Source organism: Gordonia hankookensis (assembly GCF_014673215.1).
GTDB lineage: Bacteria > Actinomycetota > Actinomycetes > Mycobacteriales > Mycobacteriaceae > Gordonia > Gordonia hankookensis.
Genome location: NZ_JACWMS010000002.1, coordinates 1,247,117 through 1,272,621, shown reverse-complemented (window position 1 = coordinate 1,272,621; position 25,505 = coordinate 1,247,117). Strand labels below are relative to the sequence as shown.

Genomic DNA, 25,505 nt, shown 5'->3' with positions numbered 1-25,505 from the left:
ATGGTGAGATCCGGTCCGGATCTCGTTGACACCATTGAGATTGCGCTACGCGTCTTGTGGGACCCTCGACGTCGGCTGGGAGGTTCCTGGATGCCCGTCGATGACCTCCGAACGGAGGAATCTGCGCTTCTCCAGCCAATCCGCCACCATCCGCTTCTGCTGCGAACGCAGGTCTCCGACGACGTCACGAGTCGAGTTCCCCGGTCTGCGCAGCGCACGAGTGACGGCACCGACCATGGCCGTCGCGGACATCATCGCGGTCGGTGGCTGCACGCGGTTGTAGATGTCACTGAGCACGCCTGCGTATCCGGGCCGCAGTTGCGCCTGCCGATACAGCTCGTACTCGAGCGGCGACGGAGGCTCTCCCGATGCCAGGACGTTGGTCCATTGATAGACCTCGATGCATTCACGCTCTCGCTGCGCGGCCCAGACCGCGGTCGCGCGGTCCAGAGCGTCCGGGTCGACGCCGTCACGCGCCCCCAGCACCGGTGCGATGGCCTCGCCGAGCAGCCTGCCGTATCGCAAGGCGTCGCGAATGCCCTGCGCGGTCACCGGATCCTTGAAGTGTCCGGCGTCTCCCGGCAGCGCCCAGCCGGGGCCGCTCGACCGCCGGAAATACGACTCGATCCCCGTGCAGGACCGCACTCGCGACACCAGCTCGCACCCGTCGAGCCGCCGCGCCAGTCCCGGGAGTGCGTCGATGCCGCGCAGGTAGGCGTCCTGAGCCCGGCGTCCACGGAACTCCGGGATGAGATCGACGGGAGGCTGCAGCAACGACAGCAGATCGCCGCCGTCGCAGGGGAACGCCGTCCCGAGCAGCGGGCCGATCCGCCATTGAGAGGCGATGTGACGCAGGTCTTCTCGCGAATCGGACCAGTAGGCGTAGTAGCAGGCCCGGCCGCTGGGTGCCGCCAATGTCGGCACGCGGGCGCCCACCCGCTCGGCGACGAAGCTCCGACGGCCGTCCGCGCCGATCACCACCGGCGCGTGGACCTCGTGCGTGCGATCATCGTCGTCGGCGTAGCGGAGTCCCATCACCCGGTTGCCCCGGACCACGAGATCCGTTGCAGTGCAGCGCTCACGGATCTCGGCGCCGGTGCGGGCCGCCGCCTCCACCAGAACATGGTCGAGATGTGTCCGGCCGACACACATCGCGTAGTCGATCCCCGAGACGGGTGAGTAGCCGGTGCGCCAGCCGATCTCGTCGAGGACCGCCTCCGCCAGCGGCATCCGCGGCGCGCCGATCGCCTCGACCGCAGGCAGTGCACCGAGCGCCTGGATCTCGGCCATCGTGGTGGGCCAGAGCAGATGGGTGGAGATTGTGTCGGACGGGAACCGCGCGGCATCGAGGACGAGCACTCGGAGGCCTCGCTGTGCGAGCGCAATCGCCGTGGCCGCGCCCGCACAGCGTCCCCCGACGACGACCGCATCGACATGTTCGACAGCTGCGCTCATGGGCGCTCCTCCCGACCTCCTGACAGACAGGGGTTCGACAGATTGTCCGACACAGTGTCAGTGCGACGTTATGCCTGTACAACCGGGGTGTCAAGACGTGGCGTAGCATCAGCGCCATGGGATCGGTGACCAGGTCGCAGGCCGTCCAGGCGCGCGAGCGCAGGGCTGAGGCCACCGAGCGGGTGCTGGGTGCCGTCGAGGAACTCCTGGGAACCGGCGAACGGTTCACCGAGATACCCGTCCAACGCATCGCCGAACGATCCGGGATGTCGCGGACCAACTTCTATCAGTACTTTCCCAGCAAGAGCCAGGTGCTGATCCACGTGGCCGACGTGGCGTCGGCGGAGTTCTTCGCCGCTCCCACATCGTGGTTCGCCGATGACGCGTCGCTCGATGCCGGCGTCGCCGGGGTCGAGCGGGCCATCGGGGCGATGATCGTCGAGTTCCGGAAACACTGGACACTCATGCGCGCTCTGGGCGAGGTCGCGGCCTACGACGCGGAGGTCGCCGAGTTCTGGTTCGGCCGCATCAACGCGTTCATCGACTTCGCGGCGACGCGGGTGGCGGAGTGGCGCTCGCAGGGCCGGGTCGACGACGCGGTGACGTCGGATGCCGTCGCGGCCGTGACGTGGATGGTCGAACGGACTGTCACCCAGCACATCCTGCACCCGCGGGAGTCGTCGGACGAGCGGTTGGTGAAGGCGTTGTCGCGAACCATCTGGTTGACGATCACAGCCAGGCGGTGAGCCTCAGCGCAGGTGGTCGATCTCGTTGATCGACAACACTTGTCGATGGCCGCCTTCGAGCGCGAGAACGCGGGTCACCGAAGTGTGGTACGGCTCGACGAAGAACATGTTCGCAGTGCCGATCACATGCGACAGGTAGGCGTTGATGACGCCGCCGTGACAGACGATCGCCACCGCACCGACGTCGGCGGGTGCGGCCACCTCCTCGATCCCGTCGACGACCCGTTCGCGGAACAGGTCGGGGTCGAAGGTGTTCTCCCCGAGCCGTCCACCGTTCATGTCCTGCAGCAGCAGGCTGCGGTCGGTGTAGGCATCCACGGCCCCGTAGGTGGTCCACCCGTGGTCGAGCTCGACGAGCCGCTGATCGGTGGCCACGTCCAGCGACAGCGCCTCGCGGGCAAAACCCGCGGTCTGCGCAGCGCGTCGCATGGGACTGCTGACCAGCCGATCGACCTTGCCATACCGGCCGTCGGCCAGCGCCGCGGCGAGCCGCCTGGCCTGCTCCTCGCCCTCCGGGGTCAAATCCGGATCGGCGCCGTTCGGATCGGTCAGCCGGAACGGCTGGGCGTGGCGGATGAGCAGGAGTTCCATCCGTTCAGTTCATCGCATGGGTCGTCGCAGCGGTCCGGCGGGGTGAGACCGGCCGGGCGCTGAGAACAAGTGGTTGCCGTCGGCGGGATTCGGGTTGTCAGCGTCGCGGCAGGGACTTCAGCGCCGATTCGGCCGCGTGGTAGCCACACAATCCGTGGATACCCGCCCCCGGTGGTGCCGACTGCGAGCACAGGAACACGCCATCGACCCCGACGGCATACGGATCGATCGCGAGTCTGGGGCGCAACACCATCTGCAGCCCGTCATTGGTGCCACCGATGATGTCGCCTGCCGCGAAATTGGGGTTGTACGAGTGCAATTGCGCGGCCCCTGCACTCGCGGTCGCGATGATTCGTTCACGGAACCCAGGGGCGAATCGCTCGATCTGCGCGATGATCGCCCCGGTGGCATCTCCGTCGTAACCGCGAGGCACATGAGCGTAGGCGTAGATCGGATTGACGGTTCCGTTGCTCCGAGTCGGGTCCGCGACATACTGCTGACCCAGCAGCACGAATGGGCGGTCGACCATCACACCGGCCGCACGTCGGCGTTCGGTGTCGCGGACCTCGCCGAAGTCCCCACCCAGGTGAACGGTCCCGGCGCGCACGCAGTCGGGGTTGGTCCACGGGATGTCGCCCTCGATGGCGAAGTCGACCTTGAATGCCGAGGCCCCCACGCGATACCGCTGATAAGCCCGCTTGACCCGAGCGGGCATCTCGTCGCCGTAGATCGTGAGCGTCTGCGCCGGGGAGAGATCCAGCATGACGAGATCCGCGTCGGGAATGTCGGCGCGAGAGACCACCCGCACCCCGGTCTCGATCTTGCCGCCGGCATCGGTCAGCGCTGCGGCCGCGGCGGCGCTGATCGATCCCGAGCCGCCCTCGGCGACCGGCCATCCGTAGCGGTGTCCACTCGCGGCGATCATCAGCCCGAGCGCCGCGGTCAACGGGCGATCGAAGCGGGAGAACAGATGGGCGGCAATGCCCCCGTAGAGGGCACGTCCACGTTCGGTCCGGAACCAGCGGGCCAGCACGGTCGCCGGCAGCAGCGCGCGCGGACCGAAGGCGGCGAGCCTGAGCGGGTGCGCTGGAACACCCAGGATCGGCCGCAGCAGATCGTGCCCGAGGTCATCGAAGTTCCGGGCGAGGTCGCCGAACGCCAACTGCCATCGCCGCCCGTCCTCACCGAGACCCGCCGCAGTGGCGTCGATCGACTGATACAGCAGGCCTGCATCTCCCGAATCGAGCGGGTGCGCACAGTCGATCTCCGGCCACTTCCAGGTCAGACCGTACTTCTCGAGACCCACCTCCGCCCAGAACGGCGACCCGACACCGAGCGGGTGAAATGCCGAGCAATGGTCGTGAACGACACCCGGCACGGTGAGTTCGCCCGAACGCGCTCCGCCGCCGACGGTGTCCGATGCTTCCAGAACCCGCACATCGACGCCGCTGCGCGCGAGGTGAAGGCCTGCGGCGAGCCCGTTCGGCCCGGCTCCGACGACAACCGCAGTGGTCATTGCCGTACCCGATTCCGAGAGTCGGAAGCGTTGTCGTGGTCGGCGTGAGCGTCGGATCTCGTCGTCATGTCGGCCATGAACCCAGCATCTGTCAGGTCAGACCGCCGCGTCAACGCCGGCCCTCACCCTGTCCACCACGGCGACCGCGCACGATCAGCGAGAACTCTGCGCGACCGGCGGAGATGGTGGCCACGGTTGACGAGACGGGACGTCCGGGCGGGTCTGCCGGACGGCTCTGCCGCTACCCTCATCGATGTGTCCATCCCGCCGATAACGCCGTTCCCTTCCGGGGAGAGGTCGTCGTTGGGCCGACCCTTCCTCTGGCAGAGCGACGCACCCCTGCCCGAACGACCACAGGCCGCGCTGAATGTCGGCGCCCACATGTGGATCCCCAATCAGTACGCCTGCGACACCATCGCTCTCGACGACGACCCGGAGCTGCTGCGCGCCCGCATCCGCGACTGGTGGGGTATCACCGACGACGTCTCGGCCAGGAAGACCGTCGGTCTGCTGCTCGACGGCATGCACAGTGCGACGTTCGAGGTGATCGCGCCCCTGGTCGCGGAGGCGACGAACAGATCCCCGGGCCACGATCCGGAGGTCCACCGAGAGTTCTTGGCGGCGCGCGCAGCCGCGCGCGGCGAATCACCCGGCTACTGGATCAGCCATTACAACGCCCTCTACAACCTGCGGACCGCGAAGATCCTTCGGAACACGGTCTCCGACAGACACTTTCCCACCCATATCCGCGCCTGGGACCTCGGTCGACTGCCGTTCGTCGTGCGGACCTGCCTGAGCTCGGGTTTCCTCGAGGTCGACGAGTGCTGGCCGATGTTGTTCGCCGCGCTCGACTCCGCGCGCAGCTACTACGCCAATTGGCGGCAGTTCGCGCACGGCGTGGTGATCGGCCGCGCCTATTGGAGTGCCCTCACCGACATCGGGAAAGCAGGCGACGCGGCACAGGTCGCCGGTAACTGGGTCAATGCCCTCCTGGTCCGGTCAGACAGTCCGTGGCGGCGGATGCCCCTCTGGCCCGAGGAAGAGCCGCAACGTCGCGTTCCGTAATGCATCGTCGTCGAGGGCGCCGGTGTCGAAGGCGTCCTTGAGCTTGCGGAAACGGGCGAAATCATCGGTCACCCCACGGTCGTCCGCACGCTCCAGTCGGCCACCGCGATCATCGAGCATCGTCCGCGAGACGCACCAGTACAGCCGGTCGTACAACGACTCGCCGACGAGCGCATTGGTGAAGAACAACTTGGTCGTCGCCTCGTAGTCGTGCAGGTAGAAGATGCGATACCCGTCGTCGGTACCGCCGTCGGTCATCTCAAGGGCCGCCTCGACAGGGAGCTCGTAGGCGTAGCCCTCCCGGCTCTCCGTCGGCACACTCACCATGATCACGCGCCGCGTGGTGACCGCCATGATCCCCCAGACACCGCGGAGCCAGGCGTTACGCGCCGCGAGGAGGAGCTCGTCGTCGCGCAGGTAGGCGATCAGCCGGTCGAGCTTGCCGTTGGGCTCGGACTCCCACCAGAGCGCTGCGGCGATGTCGGGACGGTACGGCGACACCGGACCGTGCCCGGTGGCCAGTCCGGTGAGATGTGCGAACGGTGTGTCGGCATCACTCACAGCAAGCAATCTAGTTGCTCGTTCGAGTGATGCGCGACGGGTGCACCCTCAGCCGGCACCGGACACCTCGTTGATCGCCGTGACCAGCGTCGTGTGGAAAGCCCCGGTGTCGGGAGCACCGAGCAGCCCACCCGACGTCACCGCCACCGAGTAGCCCCCGACCCCGTGGGCTCCGTTCGGCCGGCCGAATGACACGAGATCCGGACTACTGGCCGGCAGCGCCGGCACTGAGCGGGTAGCCGTTCCGCGCGGCGTCCACGCGGTATCGCTGCGCCCATTCGCGCGAGCGTGCATTGGACTGTGGCTTCAGGGGCGGCGGCGGGGCCAGATCGGGATCCTGACCGAGAACGCCCAGGACCCGCGCCGTGGTCTCGGTCGGACACCGCACCAGTTCGTCGAAACCGACTGTGAGGGGCCGGATCGACTCGGTCGCGAACCAGTGCCGCCAGTTGCGATCCTGTTCCAGCAGGATCGCCGCGAGGTGGGCGATTCCCTCCGCGTGGTAGACCGCACCGTCGTCGACTGAATGCAGGCCCGCATCGTCTCGCCAGACCCGGGTCTGCACGGCCCGCCACATCGAAACAGCCTGCGGCACCACATCTTCACGATGGACATGGATGAACACGGGATCGTCACCGTCGAACAACCATCGTAGGGCGGTGCGTAGCGAACCCGATGCGACGCGCGTCCGGGCGATGAGCAGCGGCGTCTGATTCCACATCAGTTTGCCGCCCCACACACCATTCGGGGATCGCCCCTGATCGAGGATGTCGGCCTTCCAGTCCTCCGTGTGGCGGGCGTCGACGACACCGCGTTCCACCGGCGCCAGGAGGTCCAGGATGTCGGGATCGGTGACGCCCGCAAACCACTCGCGAGGTTGCGGTGACTGCGACGACGACGCGAAGTACTGGAAGAACTCCTGAGGTTTCCCGGCGACTCCGGACGCGGCCAGCGACTCCACCAACAGGGTGCTGCCGCTGCGCTGGCTCGCGCACACGAGGTAGTTCGACACGTCGGACACGCGGATCAGTCTAGCCACGCGAAAACCGCTCGCAACCTGGGAATTCAAGCTCAGAGAAGCGCAAATCATTGACAAACGTGACGTGGCGTGCCGACGGCGTGACTCAGTCTTCTCGCCGGTTGCGAACGGTCGCGATCTCGCCGTGCAACTCGCGCCGATCTCCCCTCGGGCGCCGAGAGGGAAGAGCCTCCTCATCGGCGGTGCTGCCCTGCGATTTCGCGAAGAAGTCGGCCATGAACCGGTCGGCGACCGCAGTGCCCTCGCGGTCGTCGGGGATCACATCCTCGGTCCGGGTCCGCCATTCGGTGAGCTTGTCCGCGAGGCGTTTCCGGACGTCGGCGTGGGCTGGATCGTCGGCGAGATTGTTTCGCTCATCGGGATCGGAGGTCAGATCGTAGAGCTCGTTGCGCGGCCGTGGTGCGTCGATCACGGCGTGATCGAGCGATCGCGCAGACGGACTGTCGGCGATGTCGAGCGGCAACAGCAGACCCGGCCGCTCGGCGTAGTTCTCGATGTAGCTGAACTCCTTGGTCCGCACTGCTCGGATGGGGTCGAACGCATCGTGGTACGTCTTCTCCGTGAAAACCTCTGTGCGGGCGGGTACCTCGTGCTCGGCAAGCAGCTGTTCGGCGTGGGACTCACCGTCGACGTCGGCGGGTGTGGGCACCGACAGGAGATCGAGGATCGTCGGGGTGAGATCGACGCCCGAGAACAGATCGTCATAGCTGTGCGGGGCGACGCCCCGGCGGGCCGGCGGGCGGACGATGAACGCGATCGCGGTGCCGTCGGTGTACAGGGTCGACTTGGCGCGCGGAAAGGCGAGGCCGTGGTCGGTGAAGAACACGATCCAGGTCGTCTCGTCGAGCCCGAGTTCGGCAACCGTGTCGAGCAGACGACCGACGGCGGCATCGGCCTGCGTGATACTGCCGTGCAGCCCGGCCAGATCCTCGCGTACGTCGTCGGTGTCGGGCAGGAACGACGGCACCGTGATCGACGCCGGGTCGGCATGCTTGTACTGCTCGGAGGGGTAGGGACGATGGGTCTCGAAGAAGCCTGCGGTCAGCAGGAACGGTCGCTCGTCGGAGACGTGGACGTGCTCGTGCAGCCATTCCTGTGACCGGGCCACCACGTAGTCGCAGAGCGAGTCGGAGACATCGATGGTCTCGAATCCCAGCCCGCTGGGGTCGGCACTCTCGTGCTGCATGCCGAACAACACCGTGCGATATCCGACCTCCGACAGCACGGCCGGCAGCGTGCGCACACCGGGGCGGTATTCGAATCCGTGGTGCGCGAGGCCGATCAGCCCGTTGCGATGGGGATACCGGCCGGTGAAGATCGAGCCCCGCGCAGGCGAACACAGCGGCGCGGTGGCGTGTGCATCGGTGAGCAGGATGCCGTTCGAGGCGAGCGCGTCGAGATTGGGGCTCTCCACACCCTCGATTCCGTAGCAGCCCAGATGGCGGCCGAGGTCATGCCAGTGGATCAAGAGGACGTTCTCGCGTGGCGCCGCGCTGCTGCGCGCATCAGCGCCTGCCGCGCCAAGAGGTTGCGTGGTCGGCATTGCTCCATCATGCACGACTCGCGCTCACCTGCACGAACATCGGGACCGGGGCTCGACCACGTTGTGCTCGTCGCACGGTTTCGATCACCGTGAGCGTGAGTGGCACGCTTCGCTCGCACCCCAGCGAGCAGGGGATCTTGAAGTTGAACTCATCCTCAAATACAGTCTGCCCGGAGTGAGCCAGACCACACCTGTGGCTCCCACGTCGCGAAGGACACACATGAGCATCGTCAACACCGTCACCGGCCCCGTCGACTCCGCCGAGCTCGGCAACGTTCTCGTACACGAGCATGTCTTCGTCCTGGGCGAGGAGTACCGGCAGAACTATCAGGACGACTGGGACGAGGACGGCAAGATCTCCGACGCTGTCCGCGACCTCCGCGAGCTCAAGAGTCTCGGCATCGACACGATCCTCGACCCGACGGTCCTCGGACTGGGCCGCTACATCCCGCGCATCCAACGGATCGCCGAACAGATCGATCTGAAGATCGTCGTCGCGACGGGTCTCTACACCTACAACGACATCCCCTTCCAGTTCCACTACACCGGCCCGGGTCTGCTGTTCGACGTGTCCGAACCACTGGTCACGTTCTTCACCAAGGACCTGACCGAGGGCATCGCCGACACCGGGGTCAAGGCCTCGTTCCTCAAGTGCGCGATCGAGGAGCAGGGCCTGACACCCGGCGTGGAACGGGTGATGCGCGCAGTCGGGCAGACCAGTGCACAGACCGGAGCACCGATCACCGTGCACACCAACCCGCACACCCAGTCCGGACTCGTTGCGCAGCAGGTGCTCTCGGAGGAAGGAGCCGACCTGAGCAAGGTGGTGATCGGACACTCGGGCGACTCGACCGACCTCGACTATCTGATGAAACTCGCCGACGCCGGGTCGATCCTCGGGATGGACCGCTTCGGCCTCGACGTCCTCCTGCCGTTCGAGGACCGCATCAACACCGTGGTCGCACTCGTCGAGAAGGGGTACGCCGATCGCATGGCGCTGGCCCACGATGCCGCCTGTTTCATCGACTGGTTCGATCCCGAGGCCAAGCGGCAGGCCGTGCCCAAGTGGAACTACCGGCACATCAGTGAGGACGTGCTGCCTGCCCTGCGTGCACGTGGGGTGAGTGACAAGGACATCGACACCATGCTCGTCGATGTCCCTCGTCGCTATTTCGAGTGATCGGTTGCACCGCACCACTTCTCCACACAGACAGGAACACCATGGCCAGCACTGTCGCAAATCTCTGGGCATTTGCCGACGACAGACCCGACCGACCCGCCGTCCGGGCAGGCGATCGGGAACTCACCTACGCAGGCCTCCGGGACCGGATCGCGCGCACCGCAGCGTCGCTGGCCGGTCTCGGTGTGCACGAGGGAGATCGCGTCATCTTTGTCGCGCCGTCGATTCCAGAGTTCGTGATCACCTATTACGGACTCCAGACGCTGGGAGCCACGGCGATCACGATGAACGTGATGTCGACGAAGCCGGAGATCGAGTACGTGCTCGACGATTCCGGGGCATCGCTCGTCATCGCGTGGCATGAATGCGCCGACACCGCCCGCCATGGTGCGGAATCCGCGGGCATTCCGTTCCTCGAGGTCGGTCCGTACGAGGAGGCCGCCGATCTCCCCGACCCGGTGTCCTCCTATGTCGACCGCTCCGACGACGACGTATCGGTGATCCTCTACACGTCCGGAACCACCGGCCGACCAAAGGGTGCGGCGCTGACCGTCGGGAACATCAACGCCTGCCCCGTCGCCTTCCGACAGCTGATGGAGGTGACCGCCGACGACAGGTGGGCGACCGGCCTGCCCCTGTTCCATGTGTTCGGCCAGGCGATCGTGATGAACTCGGCGTTGTCGCAGGGCTGCACCCTGTCGTTGATCAGTCCGTTCGAGCCGACGGCATTCCTCGAACTGCTCCGCGACCAGGAGATCACCATCGCATGCGGTGTGCCGACGATGTGGAACGCCATGCTGCACGTGGCGCAGGGTTACTCGGCCGATGACTTCCACGCGCTGCGGCTGGCCGGCTCGGGTGGGGCCGCGCTGCCCGCCGAGGTGATCCGCTCCTTCGAGGAGCAGTTCGGCTGCGTGATCCTCGAGGGCTACGGACTCACCGAGACATCAGGTGCTGCAACCTTTCACGATGTCAGCGGCAGCCCCGTCGTCGGCACCGTCGGTCCGTCGTTGCCCGGAACCCAGGTCGAGGTACGCGACCCGGACGGCCAGGTCGTCGACGCCGATGTGGTCGGCGAGATCTTCGTCAAGGGGCCGACCGTCATGAAGGAGTACTGGAACCGGCCGGATGCGACCGCGGCCGAGCTGACCGACGGATGGTTCAAGACCGGCGACCTCGGCGCGGTCGACACCGCAGGCAATGTGCGCATCGTCGACCGGGTGAAGGATCTCATCATCCGGGGTGGCTACAACGTCTACCCGCGCGAGGTCGAAGAGGTCCTGTACACACATCCCGACATCGTCGAGGTGGCCGTGGTCGGGGTACCCGATGACCATTACGGAGAAGAGATCGCCGCGGTGATCACGCCCCGCCCGGGAGCGACCATCGATCCCGCCCGGCTACGGGACTGGGCCAAAGAGCGGCTCAGCGCCTACAAGGTGCCACGCATCGTGCAGACCGTCGACGCGTTGCCGAAGGGTGCGACGGGCAAGATATTGAAACGCGCGATCGATCGGGAGGGCTTGCGGCAGGTGGCGCACTGATCACGTCAGGTTGCCCTCGGCGGGATTCCCGTTGCCGTCGGCGGGAATTCGGTTGCTGTCGGCGTCAGGTGGGGCGGCGCAGTCCGATCGCGTTGACCCACAGCCGGGTGGCGGTGAACACCAGCTCATCCATGTCGACCTCGTCGCCGAGACCGAAGCCGTAATACGCCATCCGGGACACCATGCCGGAGAGGGCGCGCGCGGCCGCCAGCGGATCCAGATCGGGATCCGCGAGGCCGCGGGCCTGGAGATCTCGGATGCGCTTGGCATTGCGCTCCGCGAACACCTGCCCTCGACGACGTCGGGTCTCGCGGAACTCGGTGCTGAGGCCCGCGACCTGCTCACGCACCAGCATCAGCTGCGCATTGCGCCGGTAGGCCTCGAAGTACGCGCGGTTGGCCGCCTCGATCACCGCCGTCGGATCATCGTCGGATGCCGGCTCGACGTGCGGCAGACCGGGATGCAGCATGTCTTCCTGCGCCTCGGCGAGGACTGCATCGAGGATGTCCTCTTTGCTGTCGAAGTAGGTGTAGAAGGAGCCGGTCGCGCAGTTCGCCTCGGCGGTGATGTCGGTGAGCCTCGAATCACTGAAGCCGTCGCGCTCGAACACCGTCCGCGCCGCGGAGATCAGCGCCGAGCGGGTGCGCTCACCCCGTGGGGTGAGCGGTCGGGAGCGGACGGGCGCGCTGTCGTCCTTCGGCATGACGTTATAGTCCCGCCTCGTCGGCCACGGCCACCGCACGGGCCACGAAATTGTCGACATGGGCGGGCGTCGGCACGCCGGCGGCCGCTCGGTTGGCCGGGTTCTCGCGTGCCCTCCGCAGAACGCCTTCGGCGATGATGGCGACCTTCCAGAGCCCCAGTACGTGCCAGTACCGCAGTGCCTGTGGATCGCGTCCGGTTCGCTCCAGGTAGGCCTGTGCCAACTGGTCACGATCGGGAAAACCGTCCATGACCTCGACCGGGTCTCCCAGCACCACGGCGTCGGTCCGCTCCGGCCAGTAGGCCAACGTGCTGCCGATGTCGGCGAGCGGATCGCCCAGCGTCGACAGTTCCCAATCCAGTACCGCCGACACCGCTCCGGACTCCGGGCCGATCATCACGTTGCGGATGTGGAAGTCGCCGTGCACCAGGGTCGTCTCGTGCTGTTCCGGGATGTTGTCGGACAGACGCGCGGTGAGGGTGTCGAGGTCGGGACGCTCACGCGTCTTCGACTTCTCCCACTGCGCGCTCCACCGCTTGAGCTGGCGCTGGGCGTAAGGCTTGTGACTTGCGAGGTCCGCCAGCCCGACCGCGTCGAGATCGACCGCATGGATGTGGGCGAGCGTTTCGGTCATCGCCGCGCCGACGGCGCTGCGGACCTCTGGCGACACCTTCTCGCCCGCACTGCGATCGGTCAGCACCGCCCCGTCGACGAACTCCATCGCCACGAGCGGCACCGGGCTGACGGCGGCGTCCTCGCACACCCCGTAGATGTGCGGAACCGGAACGTCGGTCGCCTCCAACGCCTCGAGAATCCGCGCCTCGCGGGCGACGTCGTGCGCCGATGCCAGCAGGTGGCCCACCGGCGGCCGGCGGAGCACCCACTGTCTGCCGGCCTCGTCGCGGACCGTATAGGTCAGGTTCGACTGTCCGAAACCGACACGTGAACAGGTGATCTCACCCGACGTCTCGACACCGACCGACCGCAGCCACCCGACCAGAGCGGTCAGATCGGTGTCGGGGATGGAGGTTCCGGTTGTGACGCCTGCGCTCATCGGGAGACGAGCGCCTGATCCGAGACGCCTGCCACCGTCTCCGGTGCCGACGCAGCATCCCGATATGGCCGAAGCTCTCGACGGGCGATGGCCCGCTTGTGGACCTCGTCGGGGCCGTCGGCGAGGCGAAGGGTGCGGATGTGGGCGTACGCCATGGCCAATGGGAAGTCGTCGGTGACGCCCCCACCACCGTGCACCTGGATCGCGCGGTCGATGATCTTCAGCGCGATGTTGGGTGCGGCGACCTTGATCGCGGCGATCTCGGTGGCGGCGGCCTTGTTGCCGACCGTGTCCATCATGGCCGCGGCCTTGAGCGTGAGAAGCCGGACCATCTCGATGTCGATGCGCGCCTCGGCAATCCAGTCCTGGATGTTGGCGCGGTCGGCGATCGGCTGCCCGAAGGTGACGCGCTGGGTGGCGCGGGTGCACATCAACTCCAGCGCGCGCTCGGCGATACCGATCGTTCGCATGCAGTGATGGATCCGGCCGGGGCCCAGTCGCGCCTGGCTGATCGCGAAGCCCTCGCCCTCACCCTTGAGCACGTCCTTCGCGGGCACACGGACGTTCTCGAAGAGAAGTTCGCCGTGGCTTTCGCGGTCGACATAGCCGAAGACGGGGAGGTTGCGCAGGATGGTGAGGCCCGGCGCGTCGGTGGGGACGACCATCATCGACTGCTGACGATGCGTGGCAGCCGTCGGGTCCGTTTTGCCCATCACGATGAGGACCTTGCAGTCCGGACGAACTGCGTTGGAGGCGAACCACTTGCGGCCGTTGAGAACGTACTCGTCGCCATCCCGGACCATCGAGAGCTCCACATTGGTGGCGTCCGAGCTCGCGACCGCGGGTTCGGTCATGGCGAAAGCCGATGCGATCTCACCGTCGAGGAGCGGCTTGAGGTACCGCTCCTTGTGCTCGTCGGTCCCGAAGAGCGTGAGCACCTCCATGTTCCCGGTGTCTGGCGCGTTGCAGTTGAAGACCTCGGGGGCCCACGCGACATGCCCCATGATCTCGGCCAACGGTGCGTACTCGAGGTTCGTCAGCCCCGGACCCCATTCCGCGTGCGGATGGAAGAGGTTCCACAGCCCGGCCTCCTTGGCCTTCGCCTTGAGCTCCAACAGGATCGGCGGGGTCGCGTGGGGGTTTTCCGACTCGCGCATCTGCTGATCGAACACCGACTCGTTGGGGTAGACGTGGGTGTCCATGAAGTCCAGCAACTGCGCGCGGTACTTCTCGGTCCGTTCAGACGGGTTGAGCAGGTCCATCGGTGACTCCTTACGACGTGGCCTCTTTGAGACCCTGTTGGTACCGCCGCATCCCGCGCAGCCAGCGGTCGTAGTCGGCACTCTTGTGCCGATACATCTCGAGCACCTCGGGATGGGGAAGGATGAGGAAACGTTCGTCGCCGAGGGCCTCGATCACGGTGTCGGCGACCTCGGACGGCGTCAGCACGCGGCCCGCGGTCTCGACCGCGCGCTGCATGAGTCGCGCATCCTCATCGTCGGGGATGTCGTCGGGACGCAGCAGTTTGGTGTCGACACCCATCGGGCACAGACAGCTCGCCCGGACCCCGCGATCGCCGTAGGTGACGTTGAGCCACTCTGCGAATCCGACGGCCGCATGTTTGGTGACGGAATAAGTGGCAGAGCCGAGTTGCGTGAGGAGTCCGGCCGCCGACGCGGTCCCGATAAAGTACCCACTGCCGCGTTCGACCCACTCCGGTACCAGACGTCGGGCAGCGCGGATGTGTCCCATCACGTTGACGTCGATGACCTGTGACCACTCGTCGTCGGAAGCGAACAGACCTGGGGCTCCGCCGATTCCGGCGTTTGCAAAGTAGAGGTCGACCGGACCGAACCGTGATTCGGCCAGTTCGATCACCGCGTCGATGTGGGGCGTCGAGGTCGCGTCACCCGCGATGGACGCCACCGCCCCCGGCACCGAGGTCGCGATCCCGGTCGCCACGGTCTCGAGGCTGGTCTGGTTCAGATCGGTGACGACGACGCGAGCACCCTGGGTGACCAGAGCTTGAGCGATAGCGGCACCGATTCCTCCGGCGCCCCCGGTCACGATGGCCACCTTGCCGTCGAGTTGCATATACATCCCTCTGCCAACGAATTTGAACGTGAACCTACTTGAAGTTGTCTTCAGGTTCAAGTGTGGCGAAAGGATGACGAATCCCCGGTGCGTGTCGCAGCAGGGCTAAGGTGACCGGACAGGCACTTGCAGCAGCGTCGAGTGCGTGTTTGTCCATCGCAAGGAGACACACGTGATCATTCTCGGCATCGTCCTGCTGGTTCTGGGGTTCATCTTCAGTATCCCGATCCTCTGGACGATCGGCATCATCCTGATCGTGATCGGCGCGATTCTCGCCGTTCTGGGTGCGACCGGCCGCGCGGTCGGCGGGCGGGCGCACTACTACTGACGATCAGGTCGAGTACTCGACCCGGCAACACCGCGCAAACGCCGCGGCCGGCGGACACAGCTGTGATGTGTCCGCCGGCCGCGGCGTTTGTCAGATGAGGTCAGGCACTCACGCGGCGAAGACCTCGAGACGGTTGGGCTGTTCGACCCCGGAGTAATGCGAGGCATCGCCCTGCAGCACCTGGCTGCTCTCGCCGCGCACGTCGACCGGGACATCGCCGGCGAGGGTGATGCGGTGCAGTTCGCGCTTCTGGTTCCCGTAGTCGGCGATGCCGTAGTGCTGGGTGGCCCGGTTGTCCCAGATGGCCACGTCGCCCAGACGCCAGTTCCAGCGGAAGGTGTTCTCGAGCTTGGTGATCCGTGCCTGGAGCAGTTGGTAGAGATCGGCGAACTCGGCAGACTTGAGTCCCCGGAACTCCTTCGCGAAGTGGCCGAGCAACAGACTCCGCTCACCGGTCTCCGGATGGACCCGGACCACGGGGTGCAGCGTCTGGTACTCGGTACTGGTGAACTCCTGGTAGTGATCTGCCTTCCTGGAGATGTCCACACCACCCGACGGTTCCTTCAGGCCGACATAGTCGTAGAGATTGCTGTGGGTTGCCCAGAGCTCTTCGGTCAACGCCCGCAACGGCTTCGGCAGCTGCTCGTAGGCGGCCACCGTCGACGCCCAGGTGGTGGCACCGCCATACTCCGGCAGAGTGACCGCGCGCAGGATCGATGCCTTGGGGATCCGGTCGACGAAGGTGACGTCGGTGTGCCAGCTGTTGGCGGCACCCTCGATGGTCAGCAGTTGGGTTCCACGCGAGGTGACCGTCGGATGCGGTGCGGTCGGGTCACCGAGCAATTCGGCGAACGCATACTGCGATTCGTCGTCGAGGTGCTGTTGATCGGTGAAGACCACGACCTTGTTGCTGGCCAGCGCGAGCCTGATCGCCTCTACCTGTTCGGCCGGCAGATCGCCGCCGAGACGCACCTGTCCGATCTTGGCGCCGATGTTCTCGCCGAGCTTGTCGACCGTGATGCCTGCGTCACGGTAGATCTCTCGGGCACGCGCATCCCGGTCGGCCCGTTCGTCGATCTGTGCCAATGTCATTGGGCAATCCTTTCTGTTCTTTCCCTACATTTCCGCACAGTTCGACGCGGTGATCGAGACCTGAAATCACGACGATTCGAAGTCCCGATGGGTCAGTCCGCGTGATGCTCCGCGCTCTCGTCGATCGCACGGCGGACTCCGGCCGGGACTCGTACCGGGCCGGGCCGATAGGTGACCGCGCGCAGAGCCGGACCGAAACGGAAGACCCCGTGCCGCGCACGGAGGTCCGGATCCACCGGACCGCGCGCATCGAGGCCGACCGAGATACCCGTCCACGGCGCCATGCCGACCAGTTGGAACTGATCGGGCAGCTTGGCAACCACCCACGTCTGGCCTGCGGCGGTGACCTCGATCTCGAAGTCCCAGCGCACTTCCGGTGTCGCGACGGCACGAACGGTCACAGCGGACACGTCGTCGGGCAGCGGTGCCGAGACCCGGGCACGTCTGCCGTAGCTGTTGAAGACGAAATGTACTTCCGCATCCTCGATGTACAGCAGATACCCACCCTGCGGGTCACCGTGCGCGACCAGTACACCGTCATCGGAGCGGGTCCGGCCGGCGAGCTCCACCTCGATGTCGAAATCCCGATAGGCGATCAATCGGCTCGACCGGTATCGCTCCAGGGTCGGCGTGCCGGCGAGGATGCGGACCGGTTCGCTGTACCGGCTCTCCGCCGGCCGCCGTCTGATCTGATCGGCCGGTGAATCGAACAGTGGGAACACCGTGTTGCGCCAGGCCGCGTCCTCCCACGCCTGTGCGAGTTCGGTGACCCGGTCGGGGTGACGCGCTGCCAGATCCGTGGTCTCCGCCGGGTCCGCGGTCACGTCGTAGAGCTCCCACGCCGGGTCGTCGACCGTCGCCGGATCAGTGTGCAGCGACACCAGTTTCCAGCCGTCCCGATAGAAGCCGCGATGGCCCCCGAACTCGGCGTACTGCTCGGTGTGTACCGACGCTGCCGTTCGTTCCCTCAGGAAGGCGGCCGCACTCACCCCGTCGCGTTCCTGGGCAGGCTTACCGAATCGGGCTGCGGGCGTGGGGATGCCCGCGAGATCCAGCAGAGTGGGTGCCACGTCGGTGACATACGAATACTGACGTCGGACGCCGTTGTCGGCCTGGTCGCGCTGCAGGCCGGCGGGCCACGAGATCACGAATGGCACCCGGACCCCGCCTGCGAAGGTCTGCCCCTTGTAGAAGCGGAACGGCGTGTTGGACGCCTGACCCCACCCGCGCGGGTAATGCACGCCCAGGGCGGCGGACCCGATCAACTCCTCGTCGTGCGGCACGTCGCGCTCCCAGTCGGCCGGCACCGGACCGTGTACGAACTGGCTGAAGTACGAGCGGGTGCCGACCGGGCCGCCTTCGGCGGTCCCGCCGTTGTCCGAGGTGAACACGATGATCGTGTTGTCCAGTTCGCCCAGTTCCGTGAGCGTGTCGACGACGCGTCCGACGCTCTGGTCCACGCTGTCGACCATCGCCGCATAGACCTCCTGGTAGCGCTGGAAGCGGCGCTGTTCGTCCGGGTCGAGGGCGTCCCACGGCGGCGCGTCGTAACCGGGGGTCGTATTGCGCTCGGCGATCGGGGTGTCCGGGTCGAACAGGCCGGCATCGACCTGCCGCTGGAACCTCTTCTGCCGGATGACGTCCCAGCCCTCGGCGTAGCGTCCGCGGTATTTCGCCAGATCGGACTCCTTCACCTGGTGCGGACCGTGCATCGCGATGTGGGCGAAGTACAGGAAGAACGGCTTGGCCGGATCCTGCGCTCGCAACGCCTTGATCTGGCCGATGGCCCGATCGGTGAGATCGTCGGTGACGTAGTAGTCGTCCGGATACTCGTCGACGTCGACGACCGAATTGTCGGCGATCAGCTGATTCGGGTGGAAGAACGAGTTGAGCCCCTCGAGCGATCCGTAGTAGCTGTCGAAGCCGCGTTGCACCGGCCACGAGTCCCGGTTACGGCCCGGGCCCATGTTCGCGTCGCGGACCAGATGCCATTTGCCGACCGCATACGTGGCATAGCCGCTCTCCCGCAGGATCTCGGGCAAGGTGAGCACGTCGTCGGCGAGTTCGAGCCGGAGACCCGGGTATCCCGGGTCGGAATTGGCGACGCTCCCGTAGCCGGCACGGTGCGGGTTGAGCCCGGTGAGGAGCGCTGCGCGGGCCGGCGAACAGACCGGCGTCGTGTGGTAGTTGCTCAGCCGCAGACCACGCCGTGCCAACGCGTCGATGTTCGGCGTGTCGATCTCGGCGCCGAACGGACCGATGTCCGAAAAGCCCATGTCGTCGACGAGCACGACGACGATGTTGGGGGCTCCCGCCGGCGGGGTCGGCTCGGCCGGCCACCAGGGCTCCGAGACCGAGGACGTCCGTCCGACGATGCCGCGGAAGTCCGCGTAGCCGCGGGACTCCTCCGGTGGACTCTGGTGCTGCGCCATGGGATCCATCTTTCTCGTGCCGTCGCGATCGCACGGTGACACCGTGCGTCACAGCACCTTTCAGACAGTCGGCGCAACTGTCAATACTTTCGCCGAGACGCTTCGTAACCCCCGTCCGGGCTTGGCGTTCGGCGACCCGTCTGCCCAGAGTGGTGACCTGGGCTGTTCGTGCGAGATAACGCGAACGGCCATGTCAGCCCCTCGGACAGAGAGTTCACAACGATGCCCGGACGCCGTACCCGCGCGGTGCAAGTACTCGCGCTGGCCCTTGCCACCTGCCTCCTCGCGGCGGGGTGTCAGTCTGCGGTCGCCCAGCAGGAGAACACCGCCTCCCAATCCCTGGCCCCAGGGCAACCGGCGCCGCAAGGTGGAAATCTCCGTGTCGGGGTACTCGGCGACATGTCGCCCAAGACCTTCTTGCAGATCGGCACCGGGAATCTCGCCGGACAGGTGGTGAGCAACACCTTCGACACGCTCATCCGCTACTCGCGTGACGACCTGACCGTCCGGCCATCCCTGGCGACCGCATGGCGGTTGTCGCCTGACGGACTCTCGCTGGCACTGGATCTCCGTTCGGACGTGACGTTCCACAACGGCAGGCCGTTCGTCTCGTCGGATGTGCAGAAGTCCCTCGAGGCCTACCTCGCCGGGCCGTGGACGCCCCAGTTCAAACGCACCGCGGCCGCCATCACCTCCTACGACACCAGCGATCCACATCGCGTGGTGCTGCGCTTCGCCCACCCGTTGAGCAACATCTTCGATCTGCTCGACTCCGCGCCCATCCTCGATGCTGCCTCCCTGCCGCAGCTGCAGGCGGGCAAGTCCTATATCGGGACGGGACCGTTCAAATTCGCTTCCTGGCAACCGAATTCGTCGCTGCGACTGGTCCGCAACGACGACTACTGGGGCGGTAAACCCAACCTGGATTCGATCACGTTTGTCATCATCAGGGACCAGCAGTCGCTGTACACCCGGCTGCGCACCGGTCAGATCGATGTGGCGTACGGACTGAATTACCACGATCAGCAGCTCGCGACCACGCGCTACGGCTTCACAGGCGTCACCTTCACCGGTGCCGAATCGCAGGAATATGTCGGCATCAACGTCACCAATCCGGCGTTGTCCGACGTACGCCTCCGTCGAGCGATCGCTCTTGCCATCGACCGACCCCGCATCATCAACGACGTCTTCCGCACGAGCGGTTACGTGGTGAATCTCCCGTGGCCGAAGTGGTCGCCCGCCTATGACGCCGCAGCCAATTCGACCTACGGTCGCGACATCACGCAGGCCAGGAAGCTCGTGGCGCAGCACGGCCCGGTACCGCCGATTCCACTGGACTTCTCCACACAGGGGATCGACCGGGTGGTCGCCGAGATCGTGCAGTCGAATCTCAAGGACATCGGCATCCCGGTGACGCTGGTCCCCAACGATCAGACCCAGCAGTCGGCCAAGCTGATCGGCGGGAAGTTCACCGGAATCTGGTTGTTGCAGCATGCTTTTGCCCAATTCACCCCGTCGACGCTTGCGGTCTCGGCCTATCCGTTCAACGCGGCCAAGAACTCGTCGAACTACGTCAACCCGGCGTACGCCGCCGCCGCCAATGCGGCGTGGACCGTGCCGGACGGCGCATCGCCTGCCGCGTTGCGTGCCTATCGCCAACTCGACGACATCTGGCTTCGGGACCTCTTCCTGGTCGAGATCGGCGTCGTCTTCCAGAAGGTCGCAACGTCGAACGCGGTCGGCAACATCGATTGGGATCGACGTAACCAGTTGCACCTCAAGGACACCTACCTCAACACCACTGGACGGAATTCGTAATGCTGGGTTATGTGATCCGACGGATCCCGACGGCCGTCGTCGTGCTGGCGATCGCCTCGCTCCTGATCTTCTCCATCCTCCGACTGATCCCGGGTGGTCCCGAGGCGGCGCTCGCCGGCCCCGACGCGGGGCCCGAACAGCTCGCGGCGATCCGGCACGACCTCGGTCTCGACCGACCCTTCCTGGTGCAGTACTTCGCCTGGCTCGGTGGAATCTTCACACTGAACCTCGGGGAGAGTTACCAGGTGGGCGGCGCGATCAGCGACCTGATCGGATTCGGACTCGTCAACACTGTGGTGCTGACCGTGACCGCACTCGTGATCGCCGTCGTGCTGGCGCTGGCCCTGAGCCTGTCCGCCACGATCTTCGAGAGCCGCGCAGTCCATGCCGTACTGATCGGCATCAACGCCGTCGCCATCGCCATCCCGACCTTCGTCGTCGGCACGGTGCTGATCCTCGTATTCGGTGTCCAGCTCCGCTGGTTGCCGGCAGGCGGCACACCGCCCGGTGGTTACACGCAGAGTTTTCAGATCAGCCTGCAGTATCTGATCCTCCCGGCTCTGACGCTGGGGCTGCCTGCCGGCGCGGTGCTCGCGCGGTTCCTGACCGAGGCCCTGCGTACCGAACTCCGCCAGCCGTACGCGGTGACCGCACGATCGCTCGGTGTCCCGTGGCACACCATCGTCCTCCGCAACGCACTTCGAAATGCGCTGCCGCCCACCCTCACCGCGCTCGGCCTCGTCGTCGGGGGGCTTCTCGGTGGAGCGATCCTCGTCGAGTCGATCTTCGGCTGGCCGGGGCTCGGACTCCTCACCGAAGAAGGCATCTTCGCGCGTGACTATCCCCTGGTCCAGGTGCTCGTCCTGCTGTCGGTCACGGTGTTCGTCGTGCTCCAGCTCGCCGCCGACATTCTGCACGCCTGGCTCGATCCCCGAATCCGATTGGCAGGTCAGTGATGTCCGGAAGAACCGCGACCAACAGTCCCACCACGACCGACCCGTTCGCCTCGACCTTCGGGGCCGAGGCCGTCCTCGACATCGAGCCAGGCCTCCTCCCGGAGTCGGCCACCGATGTCGGGTCCCGGACGCGACAGTCGACGCTGCGCAGTCTGCTCAGCGGATCCGGTCTGGTCGGTACCGTTCTGGTGGCCATCGTCGTGCTGCTCGCGGTGGTCGGCCCGTTGTTGACCTCGTTCGCAGCGGACCAGCAGATCGACGGCGCATACCTCCTGCCGCCGAGCTCGCAGCACTGGCTGGGCACCGACGACCTGAACCGCGACCTGCTGACCCGGGTGCTCTACGGAATCCGCGTCGACCTGCTCATCATCTTCATCGCCGTTCCGATCGGTGCGGTGGTGGGTATCGCGGCCGGCCTGGTGACCGTCACCCATCCCTGGAGCGACGTGATCGCGCAACGGACCTTCGACGTGATCCTCGCGTTCCCCGCCCTCCTCCTCGGAATCGCACTCACCGCGGTCCTGTCGCCCGGCGCCCAGACCATCGTGATCGTGATCGCCATCGCCGAGATCCCCATCTTCGGCCGGCTGACGCGGACGTCGGTACTCAAGGTCCGGGAGATGCCCTATGTCGAGGCCGCCCGCGTCAGCGGGGCGACCACCCGGCACATCCTCCTCCGTCACGTGTTGCCCAATTCGGTCGAGGCGCTCGGCGTCCAGTTCGCACTGTCGCTGTCGCTGGCGGTGTTCGTGGAGGGCGCGATGAGCTACCTCGGGATCGGTGTGGTCGCGCCCACCCCGTCCCTCGGCTCGATCCTCGCGGCCGGAAACGGCTATCTCGAGACCAACCCCTGGTTCTCACTCGGCCCGCTCGTGGTGATCTCGGCCCTGGTCCTGGGCTTCTACCTCATCGCACAATCCATCTCCCGAACCCGGAGGCAGTGATGTCCGACATCGCCAAGCAGGCGACCACCCGGTCTGCGGCCGCACGAGAAGCCGCCACCCCTGATGCGACGGTGCCCGCGTTGGAGGTCAACGACCTGCGGGTCACCTTCGCGTATCCGCGGCCCGCGGTTGCGGGCATCAGCCTCCGTGTGGACCGCGGCCAGATCCTCGCGCTCGTGGGCGAGTCGGGCTCCGGCAAGACCATGACGGCCCGGGCCGCGATCGGGCTCCTCCCCGACGCCGCCACCGCGACCGGATCCGTCAAGGTGGACGGCGTCGAGATGCTCAACAGATCCGAGAAGGAACTCAACGCCGTCCGGGGGACCCGGGTCGCGATGATCTTCCAGGAACCGCAGACCGCCCTCAACCCGGTCCAGACCATCGGGTGGCAGCTGCGTCAGGCATTGCGTACCCACCGGCGGCTGTCCCGGCGAGATGCCCATCAGCAGGCCGTCGAACTGTTGCGGCTGGTCGAGATCCCCGATCCGGAACAGCGAGCCGCCCAGTACCCCCACCAACTCTCCGGCGGGCAGAAGCAACGTGTGGTGATCGCGCTGGCGCTGGCCAACGACCCGGTGCTGCTGCTCGCCGACGAGCCGACCACGGCACTCGACGTCTCCGTACAACGTGAGATCCTCGATCTCCTGCTTCGCCTCCGCGACCGCACCGACGCCGGGATCCTGCTGATCACCCACAACCTCGGCGTCGTCGCCGACATCGCCGACCGAGTGGTGGTGGTCCAGCTCGGCGAGGTGGTCGAACGCGGCGACGTCTACGACATCTTCGCCGCGCCGACGCAGCCGTACACCAAGCAGCTGCTGGCCGCCGTCCCCACGCTGCCCTCCCCCCTCGAGGATCGCGCCGACGACGAGCGCGCCGACGACGAACCCGACGACGACGCGCCCACGTCGGCGGCGGTGGTGCATGTCGATGACATCACCGTGCGGCATCCGGGCAGATTCGGCAGCGCGCCACACACCGCCCTCGAGGGTGTCTCGTTGACGGTTCACCCCGGCGAGGTGGTCGGGGTGGTCGGCGAGTCGGGATCGGGCAAGACCACGCTCGGCCGCACCATCGGCGGTCTCATCGCACCGGTCGACGGCCGGATCGTGCTCGGCGGCAAGGACATCGCACAGGTGTCACGCGCGGAGTTGCGGAACCTGCGTCGTACGATCGCCTTTGTCCCGCAGGATCCGACGGCATCGCTCGACCCTCGGTTCACCGTCGCCGAATCGATTCGCGAACCGCTGGAGATCCATCGCCTCGGCACGCGCGACCAGCAGAACACACGGGTCGCCGCACTCCTCGACGCCGTTCAGCTGCCGCGCACGTTCGCGGGCAGATTGCCGCACGAACTCTCCGGCGGGCAGCGCCAGCGGGTCGCCCTCGCCCGCGCTCTGTCAGTGGAGCCCGCCCTGCTGATCGCCGACGAACCGACGAGCGCACTCGACGTCTCGGTGCAGGCTCGTGTTCTCGAGCTCTTCGCACAATTGCAGCGGGACCTCGGATTCGCCGCGCTGTTCATCAGTCACGATCTAGCCGTCGTCGAGCAGGTCGCCGACCGGGTGGCCGTTCTGCGCGACGGCAGCCTGGTGGAGACCGGCGACGCCCGGACCGTGCTGTCGGCGCCGCGTGACGAGTACACGAAGGCGTTGCTCGCAGCCGTCCCGTACCCCGACCCGGTTCGGCAGCGCGCCGACCGACAGGTGCCCGCCGGCTCCCGCTGAACTCGTTTGTACCGCTAATGATTCCGTCGTCATCCGGTTGACCGAACAGCGTCGACGGCAGGTGTGATCTGGATTACACTTGGGTCTTCGGCGCGACGAGCCGGAGGGAGGTGTCCCTTATGTTCGGTCTGATCTCAGAGTTGGTCATCAACATTCTCCGAGCTGTCGGCGGCTTCCTGTGGTGAACAAGTCACGTCGAGCAACAACGTGGTTCGCCATTGGTCTGTAAATCGCTGTACCGCAATCTCTCTCGCAGACATGCCGCCGGAGTCAGGTGAGTGATGCGATCGCGCGGTCGGCCGTCGTCGGGGTGAAATAGTCGATCGCGGGAAGGATCGCGCGCAGGGCGGCCGGCGCGACGTCGGTGGGCTGATGCGTCACCGCGCGAAGGATCCAGCGGCCCGCCTCGTCCACACCGAGCGCATGCACGTCGTCGTATTCGGCAGTGGGCGCGATCATCTCGGTGCGCACCAAGGGATACAGCACGTTGGTCGCGCGCACGCCGGGATGTGCGTTCTCGGCGTTGAGGCTGCGGCCGAAGATGGCGAGCGCGTTCTTGGACGCCGCGTAGGCCGAGAAGCGGGGGAATGTGTTCGCCATGATCCCCCATGTGCAGACGTTCACGAACTGTCCGCGGCCCCGTTCCACCATGCCGGGCAAGAGTCCCAGAGTCAGTTGCACCGGCGCGAAGTAGTTGAGCTGCATCGTGCGCTGGTAGTCGTGCAGACGATCGACCGAATCGAACACCGTCCGCCGGATCGAGTGGCCCGCGTTGTTGACGAGAACGTCCACCTCCTCGTCCACGAGGTCGGCCACCAGGGTTTCGATGGCTTTCTCGTCGGACAGATCGCACGTCCGGTAGGAACAGCCCGTTTCCCCTGCCAGCGAGCGCAGTTCGTCCTCACGTCGAGCGACCGCGATGACGCGGGCGCCCCGCTCGGCGAGCAATGTGGAGGCCTGCCGGCCGATCCCGGCCGACGCGCCGGTGACCACGATCGTGAGGCCGGTGATGTCACGCCCTGGGCCGGCGAGAACGTCCTCGACGACGCCGGGCAGGAGACTACGGCGCTGGACGAGGTCCATCAGCGTGCTGGTCAGGGAAAGGGATGGCATGGGC

Annotated in this window: 23 protein-coding genes; 9 read left to right on the top strand and 14 right to left on the bottom strand. The window is 66.4% G+C overall.

The annotated features are described in order from the left end of the window. Window positions 1–45: 45 nt before the first annotated feature. The gene (locus IDF66_RS13060; protein ID WP_190267144.1) at window positions 46–1,455 is read right to left on the bottom strand and encodes an NAD(P)/FAD-dependent oxidoreductase; all 1,410 of its coding nucleotides are present in this window, start codon (window positions 1,453–1,455) and stop codon (window positions 46–48) included. A 116-nt stretch (window positions 1,456–1,571) separates the two neighbouring features. On the opposite strand from IDF66_RS13060, the gene IDF66_RS13055 reads away from it, so the two are divergent. Further along, window positions 1,572–2,201 carry a TetR/AcrR family transcriptional regulator gene (locus IDF66_RS13055; protein ID WP_190267143.1) on the top strand — a complete coding sequence of 210 codons (630 nt, stop codon included), beginning with the start codon at window positions 1,572–1,574 and terminating at the stop codon, window positions 2,199–2,201. A 3-nt stretch (window positions 2,202–2,204) separates the two neighbouring features. Here IDF66_RS13055 and IDF66_RS13050 read toward each other — a convergent pair whose 3' ends face one another. Together IDF66_RS13050 and IDF66_RS13045 are read right to left on the bottom strand one after the other, a co-directional pair. Then, the gene (locus IDF66_RS13050; protein ID WP_190267142.1) at window positions 2,205–2,792 is read right to left on the bottom strand and encodes a histidine phosphatase family protein; all 588 of its coding nucleotides are present in this window, start codon (window positions 2,790–2,792) and stop codon (window positions 2,205–2,207) included. A gap of 97 nt (window positions 2,793–2,889) precedes the next feature. Then, entirely contained in the window at window positions 2,890–4,308 is a 1,419-nt protein-coding gene (locus IDF66_RS13045; protein ID WP_190267141.1) for a phytoene desaturase family protein, read from the bottom strand. A 255-nt stretch (window positions 4,309–4,563) separates the two neighbouring features. Here IDF66_RS13045 and IDF66_RS13040 point away from each other — a divergent pair, with 255 nt between their 5' ends. After that, the gene (locus tag IDF66_RS13040) at window positions 4,564–5,373 is read left to right on the top strand and encodes a DUF1266 domain-containing protein (protein ID WP_190267140.1); all 810 of its coding nucleotides are present in this window, start codon (window positions 4,564–4,566) and stop codon (window positions 5,371–5,373) included. On the opposite strand, the gene IDF66_RS13035 is transcribed toward IDF66_RS13040, so the two are convergent. From IDF66_RS13035 to IDF66_RS13020, 4 genes are all read right to left on the bottom strand, one after another. Then, window positions 5,308–5,934, bottom strand: coding sequence for a hypothetical protein (locus tag IDF66_RS13035; RefSeq protein WP_190267139.1), 627 nt, complete (start codon window positions 5,932–5,934; stop codon window positions 5,308–5,310). The two genes, IDF66_RS13040 and IDF66_RS13035, sit on opposite strands and share 66 nt — an antisense overlap. Window positions 5,935–5,982: 48 nt before the next feature. Further along, on the bottom strand, window positions 5,983–6,129 hold the full coding sequence (locus IDF66_RS13030) for a hypothetical protein (protein ID WP_190267138.1): 147 nt from the start codon (window positions 6,127–6,129) through the stop codon (window positions 5,983–5,985). Between the two features lie 10 nt (window positions 6,130–6,139). After that, window positions 6,140–6,955 (bottom strand): trehalose 2-sulfotransferase, encoded by an 816-nt coding sequence (gene stf0 / locus IDF66_RS13025; RefSeq protein ID WP_317628678.1) that lies wholly within the window; start codon window positions 6,953–6,955, stop codon window positions 6,140–6,142. A gap of 103 nt (window positions 6,956–7,058) precedes the next feature. Next, window positions 7,059–8,516 (bottom strand): sulfatase family protein, encoded by a 1,458-nt coding sequence (locus IDF66_RS13020; RefSeq protein ID WP_190267136.1) that lies wholly within the window; start codon window positions 8,514–8,516, stop codon window positions 7,059–7,061. Window positions 8,517–8,736: 220 nt separating this feature from the next. Between IDF66_RS13020 and IDF66_RS13015 the strand changes: the two genes are divergently transcribed. Then, a complete protein-coding gene (locus IDF66_RS13015; RefSeq protein ID WP_190267135.1) occupies window positions 8,737–9,696 on the top strand; it encodes a phosphotriesterase family protein in 960 nt (319 codons plus the stop codon). A gap of 41 nt (window positions 9,697–9,737) precedes the next feature. After that, on the top strand, window positions 9,738–11,240 hold the full coding sequence (locus IDF66_RS13010) for an AMP-binding protein (protein ID WP_190267134.1): 1,503 nt from the start codon (window positions 9,738–9,740) through the stop codon (window positions 11,238–11,240). Window positions 11,241–11,304: 64 nt separating this feature from the next. Here the strand turns inward: IDF66_RS13010 and IDF66_RS13005 are convergent, their stop codons facing one another. From IDF66_RS13005 to IDF66_RS12990, 4 genes are read right to left on the bottom strand one after another with little or no spacing between them, the layout of a single operon-like run. Then, complete coding sequence (locus tag IDF66_RS13005) at window positions 11,305–11,943, bottom strand: TetR/AcrR family transcriptional regulator (RefSeq protein WP_164310131.1); 639 nt, start codon at window positions 11,941–11,943, stop codon at window positions 11,305–11,307. A gap of 4 nt (window positions 11,944–11,947) precedes the next feature. Beyond that, the gene (locus tag IDF66_RS13000) at window positions 11,948–12,997 is read right to left on the bottom strand and encodes a phosphotransferase family protein (RefSeq protein ID WP_190267133.1); all 1,050 of its coding nucleotides are present in this window, start codon (window positions 12,995–12,997) and stop codon (window positions 11,948–11,950) included. Beyond that, window positions 12,994–14,259 (bottom strand): acyl-CoA dehydrogenase family protein, encoded by a 1,266-nt coding sequence (locus tag IDF66_RS12995; protein ID WP_190267132.1) that lies wholly within the window; start codon window positions 14,257–14,259, stop codon window positions 12,994–12,996. The genes IDF66_RS13000 and IDF66_RS12995 overlap by 4 nt, the downstream gene beginning before the upstream one ends. Before the next feature lie 10 nt (window positions 14,260–14,269). Beyond that, window positions 14,270–15,091 (bottom strand): SDR family oxidoreductase, encoded by an 822-nt coding sequence (locus IDF66_RS12990; protein WP_190267131.1) that lies wholly within the window; start codon window positions 15,089–15,091, stop codon window positions 14,270–14,272. Window positions 15,092–15,263: 172 nt separating this feature from the next. Here IDF66_RS12990 and IDF66_RS12985 point away from each other — a divergent pair, with 172 nt between their 5' ends. Beyond that, window positions 15,264–15,419 carry a DUF6131 family protein gene (locus tag IDF66_RS12985; RefSeq protein WP_190267130.1) on the top strand — a complete coding sequence of 52 codons (156 nt, stop codon included), beginning with the start codon at window positions 15,264–15,266 and terminating at the stop codon, window positions 15,417–15,419. Window positions 15,420–15,527: 108 nt separating this feature from the next. Here IDF66_RS12985 and IDF66_RS12980 read toward each other — a convergent pair whose 3' ends face one another. Beyond that, complete coding sequence (locus IDF66_RS12980; RefSeq protein ID WP_164310127.1) at window positions 15,528–16,511, bottom strand: TauD/TfdA dioxygenase family protein; 984 nt, start codon at window positions 16,509–16,511, stop codon at window positions 15,528–15,530. A gap of 92 nt (window positions 16,512–16,603) precedes the next feature. Beyond that, on the bottom strand, window positions 16,604–18,943 hold the full coding sequence (locus tag IDF66_RS12975; protein WP_190267129.1) for an arylsulfatase: 2,340 nt from the start codon (window positions 18,941–18,943) through the stop codon (window positions 16,604–16,606). Window positions 18,944–19,165: 222 nt separating this feature from the next. On the opposite strand from IDF66_RS12975, the gene IDF66_RS12970 reads away from it, so the two are divergent. The 4 genes from IDF66_RS12970 to IDF66_RS12955 are packed head-to-tail and all read left to right on the top strand — an operon-like array spanning window position 19,166 to window position 24,388. Then, complete coding sequence (locus IDF66_RS12970) at window positions 19,166–20,761, top strand: ABC transporter substrate-binding protein (RefSeq protein ID WP_190267128.1); 1,596 nt, start codon at window positions 19,166–19,168, stop codon at window positions 20,759–20,761. Further along, on the top strand, window positions 20,761–21,717 hold the full coding sequence (locus IDF66_RS12965) for an ABC transporter permease (RefSeq protein ID WP_164310124.1): 957 nt from the start codon (window positions 20,761–20,763) through the stop codon (window positions 21,715–21,717). The genes IDF66_RS12970 and IDF66_RS12965 overlap by 1 nt, the downstream gene beginning before the upstream one ends. Beyond that, window positions 21,717–22,661: an ABC transporter permease gene (locus IDF66_RS12960; protein ID WP_190267127.1), complete on the top strand. Its 945-nt coding sequence runs from the start codon at window positions 21,717–21,719 to the stop codon at window positions 22,659–22,661. Before IDF66_RS12965 ends, IDF66_RS12960 begins: the two co-directional genes overlap by 1 nt. Continuing rightward, on the top strand, window positions 22,661–24,388 hold the full coding sequence (locus IDF66_RS12955) for a dipeptide ABC transporter ATP-binding protein (protein WP_190267126.1): 1,728 nt from the start codon (window positions 22,661–22,663) through the stop codon (window positions 24,386–24,388). The genes IDF66_RS12960 and IDF66_RS12955 overlap by 1 nt, the downstream gene beginning before the upstream one ends. Before the next feature lie 270 nt (window positions 24,389–24,658). Here the strand turns inward: IDF66_RS12955 and IDF66_RS12950 are convergent, their stop codons facing one another. Further along, a complete protein-coding gene (locus IDF66_RS12950; protein ID WP_164310120.1) occupies window positions 24,659–25,501 on the bottom strand; it encodes an SDR family NAD(P)-dependent oxidoreductase in 843 nt (280 codons plus the stop codon). Between the last annotated feature and the right edge of the window lie 4 nt (window positions 25,502–25,505).